This window comes from Xanthomonas sontii (genome assembly GCF_040529055.1).
Taxonomy (GTDB): Bacteria; Pseudomonadota; Gammaproteobacteria; order Xanthomonadales; family Xanthomonadaceae; genus Xanthomonas_A; species Xanthomonas_A sontii.
Window position 1 is genome coordinate 918,589 of the sequence record NZ_CP132342.1, and the last position, 17,685, is coordinate 936,273.

The 17,685-nt window shown below is 65.0% G+C and carries 14 protein-coding genes and 1 pseudogene; 7 read left to right on the forward strand and 8 right to left on the reverse strand.

The window, feature by feature from the left end; all coding sequences use genetic code 11:
- Positions 1 to 59: 59 nt before the first annotated feature.
- Positions 60 to 341 (forward strand): annotated as a pseudogene (locus RAB70_RS03945) (HigA family addiction module antitoxin); the annotation flags it as partial.
- Between the two features lie 602 nt (positions 342 to 943).
- Here RAB70_RS03945 and RAB70_RS03955 read toward each other — a convergent pair.
- The 3 genes from RAB70_RS03955 to RAB70_RS03965 form a co-directional block, all read right to left on the reverse strand.
- Positions 944 to 2,704 carry a hypothetical protein gene (locus RAB70_RS03955; RefSeq protein ID WP_148827737.1) on the reverse strand — a complete coding sequence of 587 codons (1,761 nt, stop codon included), beginning with the start codon at positions 2,702 to 2,704 and terminating at the stop codon, positions 944 to 946.
- Positions 2,705 to 2,854: 150 nt separating this feature from the next.
- Entirely contained in the window at positions 2,855 to 4,111 is a 1,257-nt protein-coding gene (locus tag RAB70_RS03960; RefSeq protein WP_148827736.1) for a hypothetical protein, read from the reverse strand.
- A 118-nt stretch (positions 4,112 to 4,229) separates the two neighbouring features.
- On the reverse strand, positions 4,230 to 5,048 hold the full coding sequence (locus tag RAB70_RS03965; protein WP_148827735.1) for a restriction endonuclease: 819 nt from the start codon (positions 5,046 to 5,048) through the stop codon (positions 4,230 to 4,232).
- A 332-nt stretch (positions 5,049 to 5,380) separates the two neighbouring features.
- Between RAB70_RS03965 and RAB70_RS03970 the strand changes: the two genes are divergently transcribed.
- Positions 5,381 to 6,022, forward strand: a complete 642-nt coding sequence (locus RAB70_RS03970; protein ID WP_225851531.1) for a DUF2306 domain-containing protein — start codon at positions 5,381 to 5,383, stop codon at positions 6,020 to 6,022.
- 287 nt (positions 6,023 to 6,309) lie between these two features.
- Here the strand turns inward: RAB70_RS03970 and RAB70_RS03975 are convergent, their stop codons facing one another.
- From RAB70_RS03975 to RAB70_RS03995, 5 genes are all read right to left on the reverse strand, one after another.
- The gene (locus RAB70_RS03975; RefSeq protein ID WP_148827733.1) at positions 6,310 to 7,572 is read right to left on the reverse strand and encodes a lipase family protein; all 1,263 of its coding nucleotides are present in this window, start codon (positions 7,570 to 7,572) and stop codon (positions 6,310 to 6,312) included.
- A gap of 73 nt (positions 7,573 to 7,645) precedes the next feature.
- Positions 7,646 to 7,858 (reverse strand): hypothetical protein, encoded by a 213-nt coding sequence (locus RAB70_RS03980; RefSeq protein WP_148827732.1) that lies wholly within the window; start codon positions 7,856 to 7,858, stop codon positions 7,646 to 7,648.
- 312 nt (positions 7,859 to 8,170) lie between these two features.
- On the reverse strand, positions 8,171 to 8,626 hold the full coding sequence (locus tag RAB70_RS03985) for a hypothetical protein (protein WP_148827731.1): 456 nt from the start codon (positions 8,624 to 8,626) through the stop codon (positions 8,171 to 8,173).
- A 479-nt stretch (positions 8,627 to 9,105) separates the two neighbouring features.
- Positions 9,106 to 10,011, reverse strand: coding sequence for a type II toxin-antitoxin system RelE/ParE family toxin (locus RAB70_RS03990; RefSeq protein ID WP_148827730.1), 906 nt, complete (start codon positions 10,009 to 10,011; stop codon positions 9,106 to 9,108).
- Between the two features lie 223 nt (positions 10,012 to 10,234).
- Positions 10,235 to 12,343 (reverse strand): methyl-accepting chemotaxis protein, encoded by a 2,109-nt coding sequence (locus tag RAB70_RS03995; protein ID WP_148827729.1) that lies wholly within the window; start codon positions 12,341 to 12,343, stop codon positions 10,235 to 10,237.
- A 337-nt stretch (positions 12,344 to 12,680) separates the two neighbouring features.
- Here RAB70_RS03995 and RAB70_RS04000 point away from each other — a divergent pair, with 337 nt between their 5' ends.
- The 5 genes from RAB70_RS04000 (at position 12,681) to RAB70_RS04020 (ending at position 17,618) form a co-directional block, all read left to right on the forward strand.
- Positions 12,681 to 13,226 (forward strand): YdeI/OmpD-associated family protein, encoded by a 546-nt coding sequence (locus RAB70_RS04000; protein WP_148827728.1) that lies wholly within the window; start codon positions 12,681 to 12,683, stop codon positions 13,224 to 13,226.
- Between the two features lie 96 nt (positions 13,227 to 13,322).
- Complete coding sequence (locus RAB70_RS04005; RefSeq protein WP_148827727.1) at positions 13,323 to 14,672, forward strand: MFS transporter; 1,350 nt, start codon at positions 13,323 to 13,325, stop codon at positions 14,670 to 14,672.
- 169 nt (positions 14,673 to 14,841) lie between these two features.
- Complete coding sequence (gene folE / locus RAB70_RS04010; protein WP_017909619.1) at positions 14,842 to 15,441, forward strand: GTP cyclohydrolase I FolE; 600 nt, start codon at positions 14,842 to 14,844, stop codon at positions 15,439 to 15,441.
- Between the two features lie 31 nt (positions 15,442 to 15,472).
- Positions 15,473 to 16,942: a DUF3375 domain-containing protein gene (locus RAB70_RS04015; RefSeq protein WP_148827726.1), complete on the forward strand. Its 1,470-nt coding sequence runs from the start codon at positions 15,473 to 15,475 to the stop codon at positions 16,940 to 16,942.
- Positions 16,929 to 17,618, forward strand: coding sequence for a DUF4194 domain-containing protein (locus RAB70_RS04020; protein ID WP_148827725.1), 690 nt, complete (start codon positions 16,929 to 16,931; stop codon positions 17,616 to 17,618). Before RAB70_RS04015 ends, RAB70_RS04020 begins: the two co-directional genes overlap by 14 nt.
- Positions 17,619 to 17,685 lie beyond the last annotated feature (67 nt).

The following is a 17,685-nucleotide window of genomic DNA, read 5'->3' on the forward strand; positions in this document are numbered from 1 at the left end:
GCCGTTATGGTCGCTGGATGAGGTCGCCATCGCCGACCCACCAATTCATGCATCCCGTCATGGCCTCCTTGCCCAACATCCATCCGGGCGACGTGCTGCGCGACGAGTTCCTCGTCCCGCTGGGCATCAGTCAGAACGCACTTGCCCGCGTCACCGGCGTGCCGCCGCGCCGGATCAACGAAATCGTGCTGGGCAAGCGAGGCATCACCGCCGACACCGCCGTGCGCCTGGCTGCGGCGTTGGGCACGACCGAACGCTATTGGCTGAGTCTGCAGGCGGACTACGAACTGGAAGAGGTGCGTCGCTTGCTTGGTGACTTTCCGGAGCGGATCAGGCGGCTGGTACCAACGGGTCTTTCCGTCACCAACGTGGAGTCTGTCACCCTGGCGCGCGCCAATCTCTCCGAGCTGGCCGACCAGGCGAAGGCCGGCGCCGAGAAGATCATCACCAAGAACGGCGAGAGCTACGTCGCGCTGATCGACGCCGACCGGCTGGACTACTACCACCGGCTCGAGCGCGAGCGCATCCACCTGGTGCTCGACGATGCGAAGCGCGGCTTGGCCGACATCGCCGCCGGCCGTACGGTCGATGCCGATGCCGCCATCGGCCAACTGCAGCAGCGGCGCGCGGCGATCAAGACACCTGACGGGGTGAGCCCAGGCAAGCGCGCGGTCAAGAAGCGGGGTTGACCATTGCATCGCGTCGAACTGACGGCGAGCTTCCTCGCGAGCCTCGACGCGATATAAGCGCTCCTGCTGGACGCCGATGCCGCTGCGGCCTTCGGTGACCTGCTCGCCGAATTGCGTGCGGCCGTGATCCCGGCCCTGCAGCACTTCTCGCGCATCGTCAATGACAACCGGAGAGAAGCGTGCTCTGACCCTCGGTTTTGGAAAGTAACGGGACGTCTGTGCATGTGCATTCTGAACCGCTTCCTGCATAGCTACTAAGGTTGGCAGTAGATTCTTGGTGTAACACCAGCTTCTTTGCAGGCATGAGCGAAGGAAGAGACTATCCAGAAGAACTGCGTGATGTTTCCTGCCACGGCTTGATTACTCTTTATTTTTTTGAATTCCTTGCTCATTTGCGACTTGGATACAAAAGAGCATGCCAAAACGCATACCCTTTCATATTTATAATTTCCTACTAACTTTCTGAGAAATGAGGGAAACTGACCATTTCTCTTCCGCACTCTATCGATATTTGAGCCAGTCATCTTTTTGCCACGGATGGATTTTTCGTATTTGGCTACTATTTGATCGATGGAAAAATACATATTGCCAAGATTCTTCATTGCCTGGCCTACAACTACCTGTAAAGAACTCGCTGAAGAGCTTGGCTCGCCATGCTTCGAGTGTACAAAAAAAACGCAGTTTTCCTTGCTGCTAAAAGAAATATGATCGGCCCATTCATCGCCAAGGTCATCACAAAATAGAAAGTCATCATTGCAGTGAATCTGCTCCACGACAGAAAATACGGTGTCTATGTCAAAGTCGACCTGTGTGGGCAGAAATTTGCCCTTTTCTGATGTTGCAGACTTAAGGGCTGGAACAGCCAAGAAAAGCGCTAGCAACGCATCGATTTCAGACGATCCAGAAACATCTATAAAACATCTCTTGGCGAAGTACATATATCTCGTATCGTCAAAACATATGGAATACGCGCCGTTCTTATGTATGAATTTAAGGAGCGTCATCGTCTCTACACCTTCAATAGAAACTTTTATCCGCTGTAAAACCTTTGAATGAAAAGTTAGGCTTTTCCTGCCAGGTTTCCCCTTAAGCCAAGCGCTATCTTCGTGGCCTATTACAGCGCCGTTGTCATCGAATTCGTAAACTTTCCCGATCACATCTAGCAAGGACACCCTGGCTTTGCCTCTGATTTCAAAAGCCGTTCCTGCCCTTGTTTCAAAGAAAATTTTAATACTGCCAGATTCGATCTTCTCAGTTAGAATGGATGTTTCAATGAGAAGTGATCTTGGAATTACCGGATTGGGGTTTGTTTCTAGCTCGGCCAGATCCACCGATCGAGCAAAGTTCTTTAGGAAGCCATCATTTTTATGTGTACTAGTCATTCGCTTAAGTTCTGATCGAGCCCAAGCTGCGACGGCCTCAATGCTCTGTCGATCTGATATTTCCACCAGTCTGCCAGCAGTCAGGGTAACCGATTTGGTGCTGGAACCGTCTTGAACGCGCAAGTAAGATGGAATTGATCGGCCTGCAGCGTGCAGTGACATGACACCATTTAGATTCATTGCTTCGTATGATTTGTTACGGACCGCTCGCTCGGATACTGTCATGTTCCGAGCATTTATTTTTCTAAATTCCGCAGTATCCGTGTCCACTGCTGCTGCTAAGGCTTCGTAACTGATTTTCTCAAATTTATCATCTAACTGATCGTTAAGATCTGAGCAATTCTTCTTCGTTATAACGAGGTGGTTGTCGATTTCGATGATGACTATATATCCATAAACTCTGTCTTTGAGCAACGGGTCTGAATGAAAATGCAAGTCTCGCTCCACCAAGAAAAGCGCTGTCGAATAGCGAAAATTTAAAGCGGCCACTTCTTGCCGGAAAACACTGTGCTGGTCAAGAACCTCTACGGCATTCTTGGTCGCCGCCTCAATTATTTCGGCTATATCCTGCTCAGAAACTTGGTCGGCTGTATAGAATCGAGCATTCCTTGAAAGGATAAATTCATTGGGCATAACTTACCTCTCGCTAGTACCTAAGTTTGTGAGAAGATCTAATGATCCAACCGGTTTATGGAAGTAAATTCACTCTGGCCCCGTACATCTACCCAAGTTCAACGGAGCGACCCAAGAGTGAAGATTTTGGCAACCCAATCCTTGAAAGGATTAGGTTGCGATTTCAAGGCGTCGAGACGATGCGATGAGTACGTGGTGGGCAATGAATCGCGCAAGATCGATTTCGAAGTGCATGCGGTCAGCCTCGGGCGAATAAGGAAGAAGTAACTCGATATCGCCGTCATCCGAATCGCCTTTCGTATGTACAATTTTGCAGCGTATGTCGTATATTCGTTCAGCTACTTGGTAAGCCAGATCGTTTTGTCGATTGTCTGGGTTGATTAGGCAGCCCGTGACGCCCTTGGACTTAGTCAGGAAGTGTGCTGCTCGTTCCTTGTCATCACCCAAGAAGGCTTTGATATCCTCACGCGACAGGCATTCCTTTAAAGTCGCGCGGAGCTGATCACGCTCCGAGGCGGGGCCTTGCCGTGATCCACGGAATGCCGCGATTACTCTTGATAGATCCACATCACGGTCTACCCGAAACGAGGGGTGCTTGAGGATCGATCGAATTCTGCGGCTCATATCCGCGTTGTAGTAAACCGGGTAGTAGTATTCAATGACTTGATAGTAGGCAAGGAACTGAAGCAGCGGCATGCCCTCTGCAGAGCGAGCGTACCAATACAGTGCCATTGGCGCTTTGTCGTATTCGTGTTTTGGATACTCGATTGGGGCATCTTGTTGATTGGTGCGGGATCGCCTGCGCGAAGGTGCATGACGAAGAAGCGCGAAGTGCGCCCCGGTTCCCACATCAATCCCAAAAAACACGGAGTTTGATAGTCGTTCAAGTAAATCCAACGCTGAATCGTGAGTGATCTGTCCTGGTGTTTTTATAAAAAGGCTAGCACCAAGGTTGTCGGTCGACTGCGATAGTAGTTTTGCAGTTTTTGTTGTTGGACCAAAAGAAACTGAGGGCAATTCAAGTTCATCACCAATGAGAATACGCGAACTTAGCTTTCCATTTGATTCCGACAAGCCAAGTGCTTTCAATAGCGCGCCCTTTCTAAATACCGGCTTTGACTGCCCTGGCGCCGTCAGGATTGCTTCAATTTGACCAGATTTCCGATCGGCTATTGCTGCGAACGATCCAAGTAAAGTGAAGCTCTCGAACTTAAGTTTATCAAAATCCTCAAGGTCATCTTCGTCCCAGATAAATATGTTCCGTGTAGCGCGGCCACAGGGAAACTGCACGGTTAGGTCTACAGATAGCATGTCGTCAAAGTCGCAAGAGTCAATATACTTAATATTGGCTGCATCGAGGCGATCGACGACTTTTTCGTGTAGCTGTTGAATTTCGTCTTTACTCATGGCGTGTAGCTTTTCGATATAGATCTTTGCCTAAGGAAGTATTGCGCTGCGTTTATCAGGCCTATCGCTTGCAGGACGCTGGCGCCGACCTGCCACTGACGAGTATCGGAAAAAACGCTTATGAAGTTCCTCGGCACCGTGGGAACTGACTACAGCCAAGGAGGGATTCGCCCGTGCGCCTGTTGGTCCGCTGCACCAGCATGCTTCCACAATGCCGGCATGCATTTGCGTTTGCGTCGATCACCAGGACAAGCGCCGGTTCGATGGGCGGCTTGGAAAAGGATTCGGTCGCGCCGCCGCGTCGCGCCGACTGGATCATCGCTAGCAATAACTGGCCACTGATTAGCTCGATCGGCTTGCCCCGCGCAAACCGTTCCGCATCGTCCGTATAGCTGCCAACACAAACGATCTTCACCGCATCGGCCTGGTGATGCGCCAGCAACCCATACATCTCGCGCACGACGCTGACGCCGACCTGCTGCCGCTTCCGTTGCTTGCATTGCGCCAGCGTGCGGCGGCCATCCTTGCGCAGGACCGGGTCGATGCCGCCGTCTGCGCCGCCGAGGCCGGTTTCTTCTACCGCGTAGCCCTGGCGGCGGAAGGCTTCGCCGACCAGGAGTTCGAACTGGCGCCAGCCGCCGGCGGCCAGGCTTTCAAGGGTGGTGCGGGTGTCCAGCAGGCGGCGGCGATGCCGCGCTTTGAGGAACGAGGCGAGCGCCGCCAGCCAGCAGAGCAGCAGCAGGATCCACGCCATCGGAGCGAATGCGCCTTGCGCTTGCTGGGCGATGGCCTGCGACAGCGCGCCGTCGTGGCGGGAGAACCACCAGGGGATGCCGTCGCGCACGGCGAGGAAGCCGGCGATGCCGGCCATGATTCCCACTGGCCACGGCAACGCCGCCAGCGCGTCGAATCCGGTTTTCCCCTGTCTGCGGCCCATGCGACCCCCGTCCCCGGATCGACCATAGACCTGTGTGCGGCAGATGTCTGTACTGTTAACTGTGTCGTCTACAAAGCGAGACACGCGTAGCATTAAAGGCTCGGTGGTGGCGTCGCGATCGGTAGCCGGATCGCCTGTGCCGATCGGCGAAGCGACGTGTGCGGCAGCGTTCTCGGACGCGCCTGTCCGCCGCCCGTCGCCGCCTTCCGTGGCGCCGAGACGTCCATGCTAGCGTCGCGCTGCCGACGGTCCGGCGCACTGTGGGGCAGGAAATGAGCAGCGAGTCGACGCGCCGCCAACTGGCGCCACCACGCACCACGCCAATCGTACGCATGGCCTGGTGGCTGCTCTGGCTCGCCCTGGCCCTGCTCGCCGTGGAGTTCGTCCATTCGGTCTATCTGAAGTACGCGTCGCTGCAATCGCCGGCCTATGCGATGTTCCTGGCCCGCCGCGGCTGGTTGTGGTGCCATCTCGGTGGCGGGGCGGTTGGCCTGTTGCTGGGGGCGCTGCAGTTCGCGACGCAGCGGTGGCGGCGTTGGCCGCGGCTGCATCGTTGGGTGGGGCGGGTGTATTTCGCCGGGATGGTGGTGGCGATGGTCGGGGCAGTCGGGCTGATCGCGACCTCGCCGGCGCCGCCGTCGATCCGGGTGGCGTTCGCGGCCACGGCGTTGGCGTGGTTGGTGACCGGGTCGGTCGGACTGGTGGCGATCCGGCGCGGGCAGGTGCTGCGGCACCAGCGCTGGATGGTGCGGGCCTATCTGGCGACGCTGGCACCGGTGGTGTTCCGGGTGGCGTTGCCGTCGGCGATCGGCCTTGGCCTGACGCCGTCGCCGGGCTTGATCGCGCTGCTGCTGTGGGCGAGTTGGGTGGTGCCGTTGTCGGTGTATGGCGTCGGGCGCGTGATCGCCGATGCGCGGGGCCGGCGCAAGCAATCGGCGATGCTGCTGTGCGGTGCCGGCCTCGGCGCGGGGTGATGGCCGGGCGTATTGGGATCGTATGCCAGCCGGTGATTGCCACTGCCGGTATCGCCACGCCGATCTGCCGTCATTCCAGTCCTGAGTCAGATTTGCCAACGCTCGCGCTGTCGCGCAGCTGCGCACAATGCGCGGTCATCGTCGGCCCAGCATCGGCGCCCGTATCACGCACCACTCTCATCGCACAGAAAACACTGCCACGCCTGCGCCCAGGCGTGGCAGCCAGCGGGACGGACGATCGCAGGCGCCGGGGGAGGAGTGCGCCTGCGTTGTCGCCCGCCGCGACCTCAGCGGAGCGTGTCGAACAGTTGCTGGCGTACGGCGATGGTGCAGGCGTCTTCGGTGAACAGGTGTTCCAGCGCGCTGTTGTCGCTGGGCTTGCCGGTGCCCAGGTCGAGCACGGTCGCCTGCTTGCTGCCGCGTGCCTTGAACGCGGCGATGGCGGTGGTGGCGTTCTTCAGCGGCACGGTGGCGTCGTTGTCCGAGCCGCACAGCAGGGTCGGGGTGCGCGGCGCCCAGTCGAGCAGGTCGTTGCGCTCCAGGTCGCGCAGGAACGGGTCGTTGGCGTTGCTGGCGAAGTCCTTGTAGAAGCCGGGCTGGAAGTACTGGCGGATCTTGTCCACGCCCGGCAGGGTGTCGCCGAGCACTAGGTCGGTCAGGCTCTGGTTGCCGGGGAACAGCTTCTCCACTTTCTTCGCCCACGGATCCTGGAACACCTGCGACGGGTCGAGATAGAGGTTCTTGTAGGTGTGCTGCATGCCGACGATGGCGTAGCTGGCCAGGACGATGCCGAAGGTGTTCTCGCCCACGGCGTTGCGGCCGCTCCAGCTGTCGCGGAAGGTCTGGCTGAGTGCGTACGGGCCGGAGATCGGCGCGCTGGCGACCAGGTTGAACTCGTTGGACAGGTGCGCTTCGATCTCGCGCTGGGTGGCCATGGCGGCATGCCCGCCCTGCGAGAACCCGGTCAGCATGACCTTGCCCGACAGCGGGGTGTTGAGCCGTTGCAGCACCTGGCGCGCGGCGCGCATCGCATCGATGGTGGAACTGGCCTCGGACGCGGCGTGCAGGTAGGGGTGGAACGCGTAGGTGGACTGGCCGATGCCGAGGTAGTCGCTGCTCACCACCACATAGCCCTGGGTGGCGAGGTGGGTGACCATGGTGTCGTCGCCCTTGGCGTCGCGGATCTCCTTGGCCTGCTCGGCGCGGCGTTGCGACTCGGTGCCCTGGCTGTAGCTCACCAGGGGGAACGGACCGGGGCACTGGCTGCCGCCCGGCACCAGCAGCGCGGCCGACGCCGTGGTGGGTTCGCCATCGACGCCGATGGTGGCGTAGGTGAACTCGGCCACGCGTACGTCGCACTTGGCCTGGTCGGGGGATTGGTCGTTGGCCAGCAGCGTGGCGATCGCCTGACGGGTGTAGCTGGTCAGGACATTGCTCTTGAGCACGGTGCCGCGCGCCGGTGCCGCCGTGGCGGCGATGGGCAACAACGCGCCCGCGATGCCGATGAGGGAAAGTGCGCGCAGCGCCAGCCGATTCCGCTGTGTGGCCATGGAAACATCCTCGTGTCGAATCCCGGTCGCCCGGGGGGTGGGGGAGGGCGCAAACGCTACTATGTCGTCCGCATTATTTTTGCGACACGACGAGATAATATTTAGCTGCGGTATTGATTCGCATCGCACCTGACGGAATTTCACGACACATCGCGTTGGAAAATGCCGAGATCCATCGATGCTGCGGCGTGCGCTGCGCCACAGTGGCGACGAGGAAAGGATGAAAGATCCGCATGGTTTCGCGCGAATCCAGCCGAATTCCGCTGTTTCGGCTGGCTGCGTGCACGTCATGGGAATTTGTCTACGTTTCTGAAGCGGACTTTTCAGAAGTCAATAATCTTGATTTCAAGATAATCGGAGGTTGGCGATAGATAATCGCGCCAGATGATCCGGATATTGTCCGCCGCCACGAAACGCGTGGGCGGCGCAAGGACAGAAGCAGGACATCATCGACGTCGTGCGCGTCACGGCGTGTCTTGTCTATCGCCGTGCGCCGTCGGGATGGAACTCGCACCGCGGCATAAAAAAGCCGGCGGACCTTGCGGGCCGCCGGCTGCGATCGACGTTGCTGGCCCGCGCGCGGGCCAGCGGAACGGGGTCAGCGCACCTGGTACAGCACGGTGGCGCCGGGCTTGGGTTCGAACGCGGGGACGGTCTGCTGTTTCAGCGGCGTGCCCTTGGCGTCCCACACCAGGGTGTCGGACGGGTATTCGTCCTTGCGGGTCATCGCATCGATCTGCTTGACGATCACGCTCGCGCCGGCGGGAACCTCGGGGTTCCAGGCGAACACGCCGAGCCTGCCGTAGAACACGGCCGGGGCGGTGGCGTCCAGGCGCCGATCGGGGCACATCACCAGGCCGCGGTCGAGCATCACCCGCAGCGCGCCCACCGGCACGGCCTTCACCGCCGGCGAGGTGCGGTCGGTGCTATGGCCCGGGCAGACGTTGGCCGAGCGGGTCAGCATGTCCTCGACCACCTGCCGGTCGGACTGGGCCAGCGCGGGCAGGGCGACGGCGGCGAGGGCGAGTGTTGCGAGGGGGAATTTCCAGGGCATGTCGAGACTCCTTCAATGGAGGAAAGACGCCGGGTTTTGCGGGACCTGCAAAGTGGGGGACAGGCGGCCGCGGCGGCGCGGGCCGACTCTAGCAACGGTGCCGGCGGCGAATGCAAAGCGGGCGTGAGGGCGCTGGCTGGGCAACCGCTTCGGGCGTCGGGCGCTGCGCCGCGTGCGCTCCGCGTCGCCGCAGGGTCGCGGATGGAACCGCTCCGACCGTAGCGGCGCCGCTCGCTGTGTTGTCCAGCGTGCCGCCAGCGCGGAAAGCGTGCAATCGCGTGGCAAGGGATTCAGTCCGATCGCAATGGAACCCCGCATGTGCCGATGGCTTCACTCGTCGCGGCTGAAGCCGCTCCGCAGGGATGAAGCCTGCGTCTCCAACGAATGCTGACCACCGCAAGGCCGGCCGCTCCCTGTGGGAGGGACTTCAGTCCCGACCGCAGCGAGGGTGGACGCACCGATCGCCCGCTCACAGCAACTCAGCGATACGGCCCCGGCCCGCGCCAGACCAGTTCGCCCTGGTGGTAGACCTGCAGCATGGTGATGACCTGGCGGGCGTCGCCGATGCTCTTCAGTTCCGGCGAGTCCGGCGGCAACGCGCGGCACTTGCCGGAGCCGCGGGTCAGGGCGATTTCCAGCGGGCAGACCATGCGGTACTCGGTGCCGGGCAGCAGGATGAACATCTCTTTCATGCCCTGCTGCTGCCAGGTGCGCAGCTGGCTCTCGCTGCCCAGGTCGTAATAGACCAGGTAGCCGCCGACCTCCAGGCTGGGCTGGGCCGCGTCCATGTCGTGGCGGTTGCCACGGCTGCCGGGGCCGGCGGCCAGGCCGCTGTTGTCCGGGGCGGTGTCGGTATCGAGCGCGCCGGGCGGGCGCCCGGTCCAGGTCTGCGGACGGCGCTCGGTCGGCGGCGGCGGATTGCTGTCGGCGGTCTGCGCCGGGCTCGGCGCCGGGGCGTCCGCGGGCGGGGTGGGCGCCGGCGGTGCCGGACGCGGCTGCGGCGCCGGGGCGGGCGCGGGCGTGTCCGCCGCTTTCGGCGTATCGGTGCGATCGGGCGGCGGCACCGGGTCGTCGGACTGGGCGACCAGGGTGGATTGCACGGTGGTGGTGGCACGCGTGCGCTTGGGCGCGGCGGACGCCGGCGGCGGGCTGGGCTTGGGCGGCAGCGGCTTCACCGGCTTGTCGCTGTCGCCGAGGAAGTCCACGCGGATCCGGCTGCCGCCGGCCGCGCCCTGCGGCGTGGACATGGTGGGCTTGGCCGCATACAGCAGGGCGAGCGCCATCAGCACGTGCAGCAGCGCGCTGAGCAGCCAGGCGATCCAGCGCTGCCAGCGTTCGCTGCGGGTCTCGGCGGCGACGGGCGCGCGGTGCGACACGCGGCTCATGCCGTCGCGGCGGCGTCGGGGAGGCCAGCCTTCATGCGGTTCCGGGGAGGGGGCGAACGTGGGAGGCCGCCATCGTACCGCTTGCGCCGGCAACGGCCATGGCAGCCGATGCGATGGCCGGCACCGGCCGACACCTGGCGTTCACGCGCTGGGCTGCCGGCCGACCACCGCCGCCGGCCGGCGGGACGAACCGAAGCGGCACGGCCGCCGCCGTGCCCGTGGATCAGACGTGGGCGCCGACCTTGAACACTTCCACCGCCTGGGTGAGCTGCGCCGACTGCTCCTCCAGCGAGCGCGCGGCGGTGCTGGCTTCTTCCACCAGCGCCACGTTCTGCTGGGTGGTTTCGTCCATGCGCGCGATGGTCTGGTTGACCTGGGCGATGCCGTTGGCCTGCTCGTGCGAGGCGGCGGAGATCTGGCCCATCAGGTCGGTGACGTGCTGCACGCTGGCCACCACCTGGTCCATGGTGGCGCCGGCCTGGTGCACCAGCGTGGCGCCGTGGGCGACGCGCTGCACCGAGTCGTCGATCAGGGTCTTGATCTCCTTGGCCGCGCCGGCCGAGCGGTGCGCGAGCGTGCCGACCTCCGCGGCCACCACCGCGAAACCCTTGCCCTGTTCGCCGGCGCGTGCGGCTTCCACCGCGGCGTTGAGGGCGAGGATGTTGGTCTGGAAGGCGATGCCGTCGATCACCGCGATGATGTCGGCGATGCGCTTGGAGGCGGCCTGGATGCCGTCCATGGTCGCCACCACCTGGCCGACCACGTCGCGCCCTTCGCTGGCCACGCCGGCCGCGCCCAGCGCCAGCTGGTTGGCGCGCTGGGCGTGCTCGGCGTTCTGCTTCACCGTGGAGGTCAGTTCCTCCATCGAAGCGGCGGTCTCTTCGAGGCTGGCCGCCTGCTGCTCGCTGCGCTTGGCCAGTTCCTGGTTGCCGCTGGCGATGTCCTCGGCGGCGAAGCCGATGCTGTTGGTGGTGCGCTGGATGTGCGCGACGATATCGGTGAGGCGGTGCACGGTGCTGTTGGCATCGTCGCGCATGGCGGCGAACACGCCATGGAAGTTGCCGCGCATGCGCACGGTGAGGTCGCCGTCGGCGATGCAGCGCAGCAGATCGGAGAACTTGGCCAGGTTGGCGTCGGCGGTGGCCATCATGGTGTCGAGGTTCTCGACCATGGTGCGGAAGGCGTGCTCGAACTGCTCCGGCTGACCGCGGTGGGCGAAGTTGCCGGCGCAGGCGGCTTCGGCCAGGGTGTGGATCTGCAGGTTGATCGCGTGCAGGTTCTGCTTGACCTGCTGCATCGCAGCGGTGATCGCGGCCTTCTCGCCGGGGTACTGGGCGATGTCCTGGCTGAGGTCGCCGATGGCGTAGCGGCCCATCACCTCGGTCATGCGCAACTGGGTCTGCACGTGCGCATCCACCAGGGCATTGGTGTCGGCGACCATGCGCCCGTACTCGCCGGGGAAGCGCTGCGCATCCATGCGGTAGCTGATGGCGCCGGCATCGTGGCGCGCAGCCATCTCGCGCTGTGCGGAAATCACCTCGTGCAGGCGCCGCTGCATCTGCTGCATGGCGCGCAGCAACTGCCCGGCCTCGTCGTGGGTGGTGACGGTGTCCGGGCTGCTCAGGTCGCCGGCGCCGATGCGCTCGGCCAGGCCCAGCGCCTGCCGCAGCGGCCGCACCACGCGGCGGGTGAGCAACAGCGCGATCAGCGTGCCCAGCAGCAGCGCCAGCACGGTGCAGCCGACCATCAGCAGGGCGAAGCCGCGCGCAGTGGCCATCGCTTCCTTGGCGGCCTGGCGGTTCTTGGCTTCCTGCAGGTCGATGAAGGCGTTGATGCTGGCCAGCCAGTCGACGAAGGCCGGGCGCGCTTGCTGCAGCAGCAGCGCCTGCGCCTGCACGGTGTCGCCGGCATCGCGCAGCTGCCGCACCTGCGCGATCAGCGGCATGGTGCGCGCTTCGATGCCCTGGATGCGCTGCAGGATGGTTTTCTCCTGGGCGTCGCTGGAGACGGCGAGCAGGGCATCGAGCGGCTGTGCGGCGCGCGCGTAGTCGCCGGCCAGCTTGTCGATGGTCTGCTCGGTCGCCTGCCGGCCGGCCGGATCGTCCAGCAGCACCACGTCGCGCAGGGCGATGGCGCGGTCGTGCACGCTGCCGCGGAAGTTGATCGCGTAGCGCTGCTTGACGCTGTTGACTTCGTTGATCGCGGTGAGTCGCTGGTCGATGCTGTGCACGCGCTGGATGCCGACCACGGTGAGCAGGACCATCAGCACGATGATCGTGAGGAAGCCGAGCGCGAGGCGCTGGCCGATGCGCAGATTGGAAAGGGCGTGCATGGGATCGGGGGAATGGGGGGAAGGAAGAGGGATCGACGGTGGGTGACGGCGGACGGGCAGGCAGGTTGCCTGCGCCCGCGTGACGCGCGCATGGCGCGGGTCCCCCGGGCCGGCGCATGGATAGCGGCGATGGCCTGTCGAACTGAAGGGAAGGGGCGAGGGCGTCCCCTGTGCCGTATCGGGAACGTGACGTTGTGCCGGTCTGCCGCGGCGGTGGCCGCCGGGTAGGTCAGGCAGGGCGCAGTGCCTGGCGAGCGACAAGACCAGGAGCGCGTCGCGCCGCCGCCGCGCGCAGGTGCAGCATGGCACCGCGCGCGGCCGGTGCTAAGGTCCGGGCATGACCGGCGCCGCCGACCCGATCCGCTTCCAGGCGACACTGCTGCGTCCAGCCACGCCGCCGGACGCGTCCTGGTGTTTCCTGCTGCTGCCTGCGGCGGCCAGCGCCGCGCTGCCCACGCGTGGCCTGGCCAGCGTGGAGGGCCGGTTCGCCGGGCATCCGTTTCAGGCCACGCTGCAACCCGATGGGCAAGGCGGCCACTGGCTGCAGGTCGAGGAGGCGATGCTGGCGGCCGCGGCGGTCGAGGTCGGCACCACGATGACCCTGGAGATCGCGCCGGCGGCGGTGGAACCGGAACCCGTGCTGCCCGACGACCTGGCGCGCGCGCTGGTCGCGCATCCGCCTGCGCGTGCGGCCTGGGACACGCTGACCACGGTGGCGCGGCGCGACTGGATCTTCTGGATCGGCGCGGGCAAGCAGGCGCAGACGCGGGTCAAGCGCATCGCCAGCACTTGCGACATGCTCGCCGCGGGCAAGCGCCGGGTCTGCTGCTTCGATCGCTCGGGCATGTACAGCAAGGCCTTCGCCGCGCCGCAGGCGCAATGAGGTCATGGCGCGCACGCCTGGCGTGGCCGCCGTCGCGACAGGATCCTCGCAAGCGCCTGCCTATACTCCGTGACGTCCATCCATGAGGCCCACCGCATGAGTGCATCCACCTCTTCGTCCGCCGCCGCCGCACCGGGCAGCCTGCGCCGCTCGGTGTCCAACACGCTCAAGGGCTCGGCCGGCAACCTGGTGGAGTGGTACGACGTCTACGTCTACTCGGTGTTCGCCACCTACTTCGAATCGCAGTTCTTCTCCAAGGAGGACAAGAACGCCACCCTGTATGTGTGGGCGATCTTCGCGGTGACCTTCCTGATGCGTCCGATCGGCGCCTGGTACTTCGGCCGTTTCGCCGACCGCTACGGCCGCCGCCTGGCGTTGACGGTGTCGGTGTCGGTGATGGCGGCCTGTTCGTTCCTGATCGCGGTGACGCCCACCGTGGCCAGCATCGGCGGCGCTGCGGCGGTGGTGCTGCTGCTGGCGCGCCTGCTGCAGGGTTTCGCCACCGGCGGCGAGTACGGCACCAGCGCCACTTACATGTCGGAGGCGGCGATCCCGGGGCGGCGCGGCTTCCTGTCCTCCTTCCACTACGTCACCCTGGTCGGCGGCCACGTGCTGGCGCAGGCGGTGCTGTTCGGGATGCTGCACTTCTTCGACAAGGGCCAGATTTCCGAATGGGGCTGGCGCGTGGCCTTCGGCCTGGGCGGCATCGGCGCGCTGGTGGTGTTCTGGCTGCGGCGCACGATGGACGAGTCGCTGACCTCCGAGTCCATCGCCGCGGCCAAGCAGGGCAAGGACAGGTCCTCCGGCTCGCTGCGCGAGCTGTTCGTGCACCAATGGCGCCCGCTGCTGCTGTGCTTCCTGATCACCGCCGGCGGCACCGTGGCGTTCTACACCTACTCGGTGACCGGGCCGAAGATGATCCAGACCGCCTTCGCCGGCGACGACGTCATGGCCGGCACCATCATCAACCTGGCCGCGCTGATCGTGCTGATGCTGATGCAGCCGGCGGGCGGCTGGCTGTCGGACATCATCGGGCGCAAGACCCTGCTGGTGTTCTTCGGCATCGGCGGCGTGCTCTACACCTGGTTCCTGGTGCTGGAGCTGCCCAGGCAGAGCGACTGGCTGAGCGCGTTCGCGATCCTCACCGCGGGCTTCGTCATCCTCACCGGCTACACCTCGATCAACGCGGTGGTGAAGGCCGAGCTGTTCCCCACCCACATCCGCGCGCTGGGCGTGGGCCTGGGCTATGCGCTGGCCAATTCGGCCTTCGGCGGCACCGCGCCGTTGCTGTACCAGGCCTCGCTGAAGACCGGCCACGTCACCACCTTCGTCTGGTACGCCACGGCGGTGATCGCGGTGTCGCTGGTGGTGTACATGTTCTTCCTGACCAACAAGGGGTCCAACTGGCTCGACCACGAGGGCGAGATGCACGCGCGCCGGCGCTGACCGGCGCGGCGCTGGCCCGGGCGATGTGCGTGCCGCCCGGGCGCGGAGCAGATGGACGCTGAACGGCGCACCCGGTATCGGCCGGGTCGCCCCGCCGCGCGGAGGCCGCGCATGCGGCGGCTGCCAGGCGACTCGGGTACCATGCAGCCCCCTTACGGGCGTTCCCCCCATGGCCGATTCCGACAACAGCTCCACTCCCCCGGTGACCCAGGCGCAGGCCGAAGACGCAGTGCGCACCCTGCTGCGCTGGGCCGGCGAAGACCCGACCCGCGAGGGCCTGCTGGACACCCCGCGGCGCGTGGCCGAGGCCTATGGCGACTGGTTCAGCGGCTACCGCGCCGACCCGCGCGAATACCTGCTGCGCACCTTCGAGGAAGTGGCCGGCTACGACGAGCTGATCGTGCTGCGCGACATCGAGTACGAAAGCCACTGCGAACACCACATGGCGCCGATCATCGGCAAGGTCCACGTCGGCTACCTGCCGCGCGGCAAGGTGGTGGGCATCAGCAAGCTGGCGCGCGTGGTCGAGGCCTATGCGCGGCGCTTCCAGGTGCAGGAAAAGATGACCGCGCAGATCGCCCAGTGCATCCAGGACGTGCTGCAGCCGCTGGGCGTGGGCGTGGTGGTGGAAGGCGCGCACGAGTGCATGACCACCCGCGGCATCCACAAGCGCGGCGTCAGCATGGTCACCTCGAAGATGCTCGGCACCTTCCGCGAGGACGCGCGCACCCGCGCCGAGTTCCTGCGCTTCATCGAGCGCGTGCGCTGAGTCTGCGGATGCGGTGGCGGTCGGTTCCTGCATGAAGCCGCATGTCCGGATCGCCGGCTATCGCCAGTTGCGCGAACAGCCGTTGTGGAAACTGCTTGCCGCCGACCATGCCCCCGAGCTGATCGGCCTGCTGCAGACCCTGCTTGGCGACGCCCAGCGGCGGTTGCCGGCCGATGTGCTGCACGAGCGCCTGCAGCGCCAGCTCGATGCGCTGAAGGACGACGAGCTGTCGCGCGAACTGCCGCGCACCGCGCAGGCCTACGTGGCGCACTGGCTGGCGCAGGGCTGGCTGGAGCGGCGCCTGCCCGAAGGCGACGCGCAGGAAGAATACGAACTGTCGCGGCAGGCGGCGCAGGCCATCCGCTTCATCGCCGGCGTGCGCGACAGCACCAGCGTGGCCACCGAGAGCCGGCTGTCGCTGGTGATCCAGCAGCTGGTGCAACTGGCCGGGCAGACCGAGACCGATCCGGACGCGCGCCTGGCCGCGCTGCGCGCCGAGCGCGAGCGCCTGGACGCGGAGATCGAGCGCGTGGCCGCCGGCAAGCTGGCCGCGCTGGACGGCAAGCGCGCGCTCGAACGTACCCGCGACATCATCCGCCTGTCCGACGACCTGACCGAGGATTTCCGCCGGGTCCGCGACGATTTCGAGCGGCTCAACCGCGAGTTCCGCGAGCGCATCATCGACGACGAGGGCGCGCGCGGCGACGTGCTGGAGAAGCTGTTCGCCGGCATCGACGTGATCGGCGAGAGCGAGGCCGGGCGCAGTTTCCAGGCGTTCTGGAGCCTGCTCAACGACGCCGAGCAGAGCGTGCAGCTGGACGCGGCGCTGGAGGCGCTGCTGGCGCGCGGCTTCGCCCGCCGTCTGGACCGCCACGAACGCGCCTTCCTGCGCGGGCTCACCGGCACCCTGCTCGAACGCGGCGGTCAGGTGCACGAGGTGATGCAGCATTTCGCGCGCAGCCTGCGTGGCTTCGTGCAGAGCCGCGGCTACCTGGAACAGCGCCGGCTCAACCAGTTGCTGAAGCAGGCGCAGGGCGAGGCGCTGCAGTTGCGCGACCAGCTGCATGCCACCGCGGCCACCGGCTACGTGCTGCCGCTGAGCAGCGCGCGGCTGCGCTCGCCGTCGCAGTGGCGCCTGCACGACCCGCGCAGCCAGCTGGTGGACGGGCGGGTGCAGGTGGCCGAGGCGGCGACGATCTCGCTGGACAGCGTCGGCGACCTGGTGGCGCAGTCGGAGATCGACCTGCGCGGCCTGCGCAACGACCTGCACGACCTGCTCGGCCGGCAGCCGCAACTGAGCATCGGCGAGGCGCTGCGGCAGCGCCCGGCGGCGCAGGGCCTGGGCAGCGTGATCGGCTACCTGGCGCTGGGCACCCGCCATGGCGTGGTGGTCGACGGCGAATGGGAAGCGGTGCAATGGGAAGGCGGCGACGGCCAGGTCCGGCGCGCGCGCATCCCGCTGGTGTGGTTCACCAAGGAAAAACGCAATGAACTGGTCTGACGAATTCCATGGCCACGACGCCGATGCCGGCGATATCGCCGCGGCCGCCGCCACGTCCGCGGCGGCCGATGGCGGCACCGCGCTGTTCGCCGGCGACAGCGGCAGCCTGCCGCTGGAGGCGCGGCGCGCGCTGTGCCAGTTGCTGTCCGGCCCCAGCGTCGATGCCTACCGGCACGGCCCGCTGTGGCAGGCATTGCTGCGCCACGAGGCCGCGGTCCGCCGCGTGCTGAGCGAGCTGTTCCTGGAACTGGTGCTGGACCGCGATGGCGGTGTGGCGTTCGCGCGCCAGGCCGATACCGGCGAGCTGGAGACCCCGGCGTTGCTGCGCACCGCGCCGCTGACCTTCATCGAGTCGGTGCTGCTGCTGTTCCTGCGCCAGCAACTGGCCGAGGCCGACACCCGTGGCGAGCGCGCGGTGGTCGATGAGGCGCAGCTGCTGGAAGTGCTGTCGGTGTACGAGAAGAACGTGTCCACCGACCGCGCCGGCTTCGCCCGGCGCGTGCTGGCGGCGATCGCCAAGATGCGCGACAACCACCTGCTGTCCAAGCTGCGCGGCAGCGAGGATCGCTACGAAGTCTCGCCCGCGCTGAAGCTGCTGTTCTCGGCCGAGGACGTGCAGGCGCTGTCGGCGGCCTATCGCGGCCTGCGCGACGGCGTGGCCGAGGCGGCGCCGTGACCGGCCTGCGCCCGTACGTCGCGCACGCCTAGCGCCGGTCTTGCCCCGAGCGCCGGCCGCCGTGGCG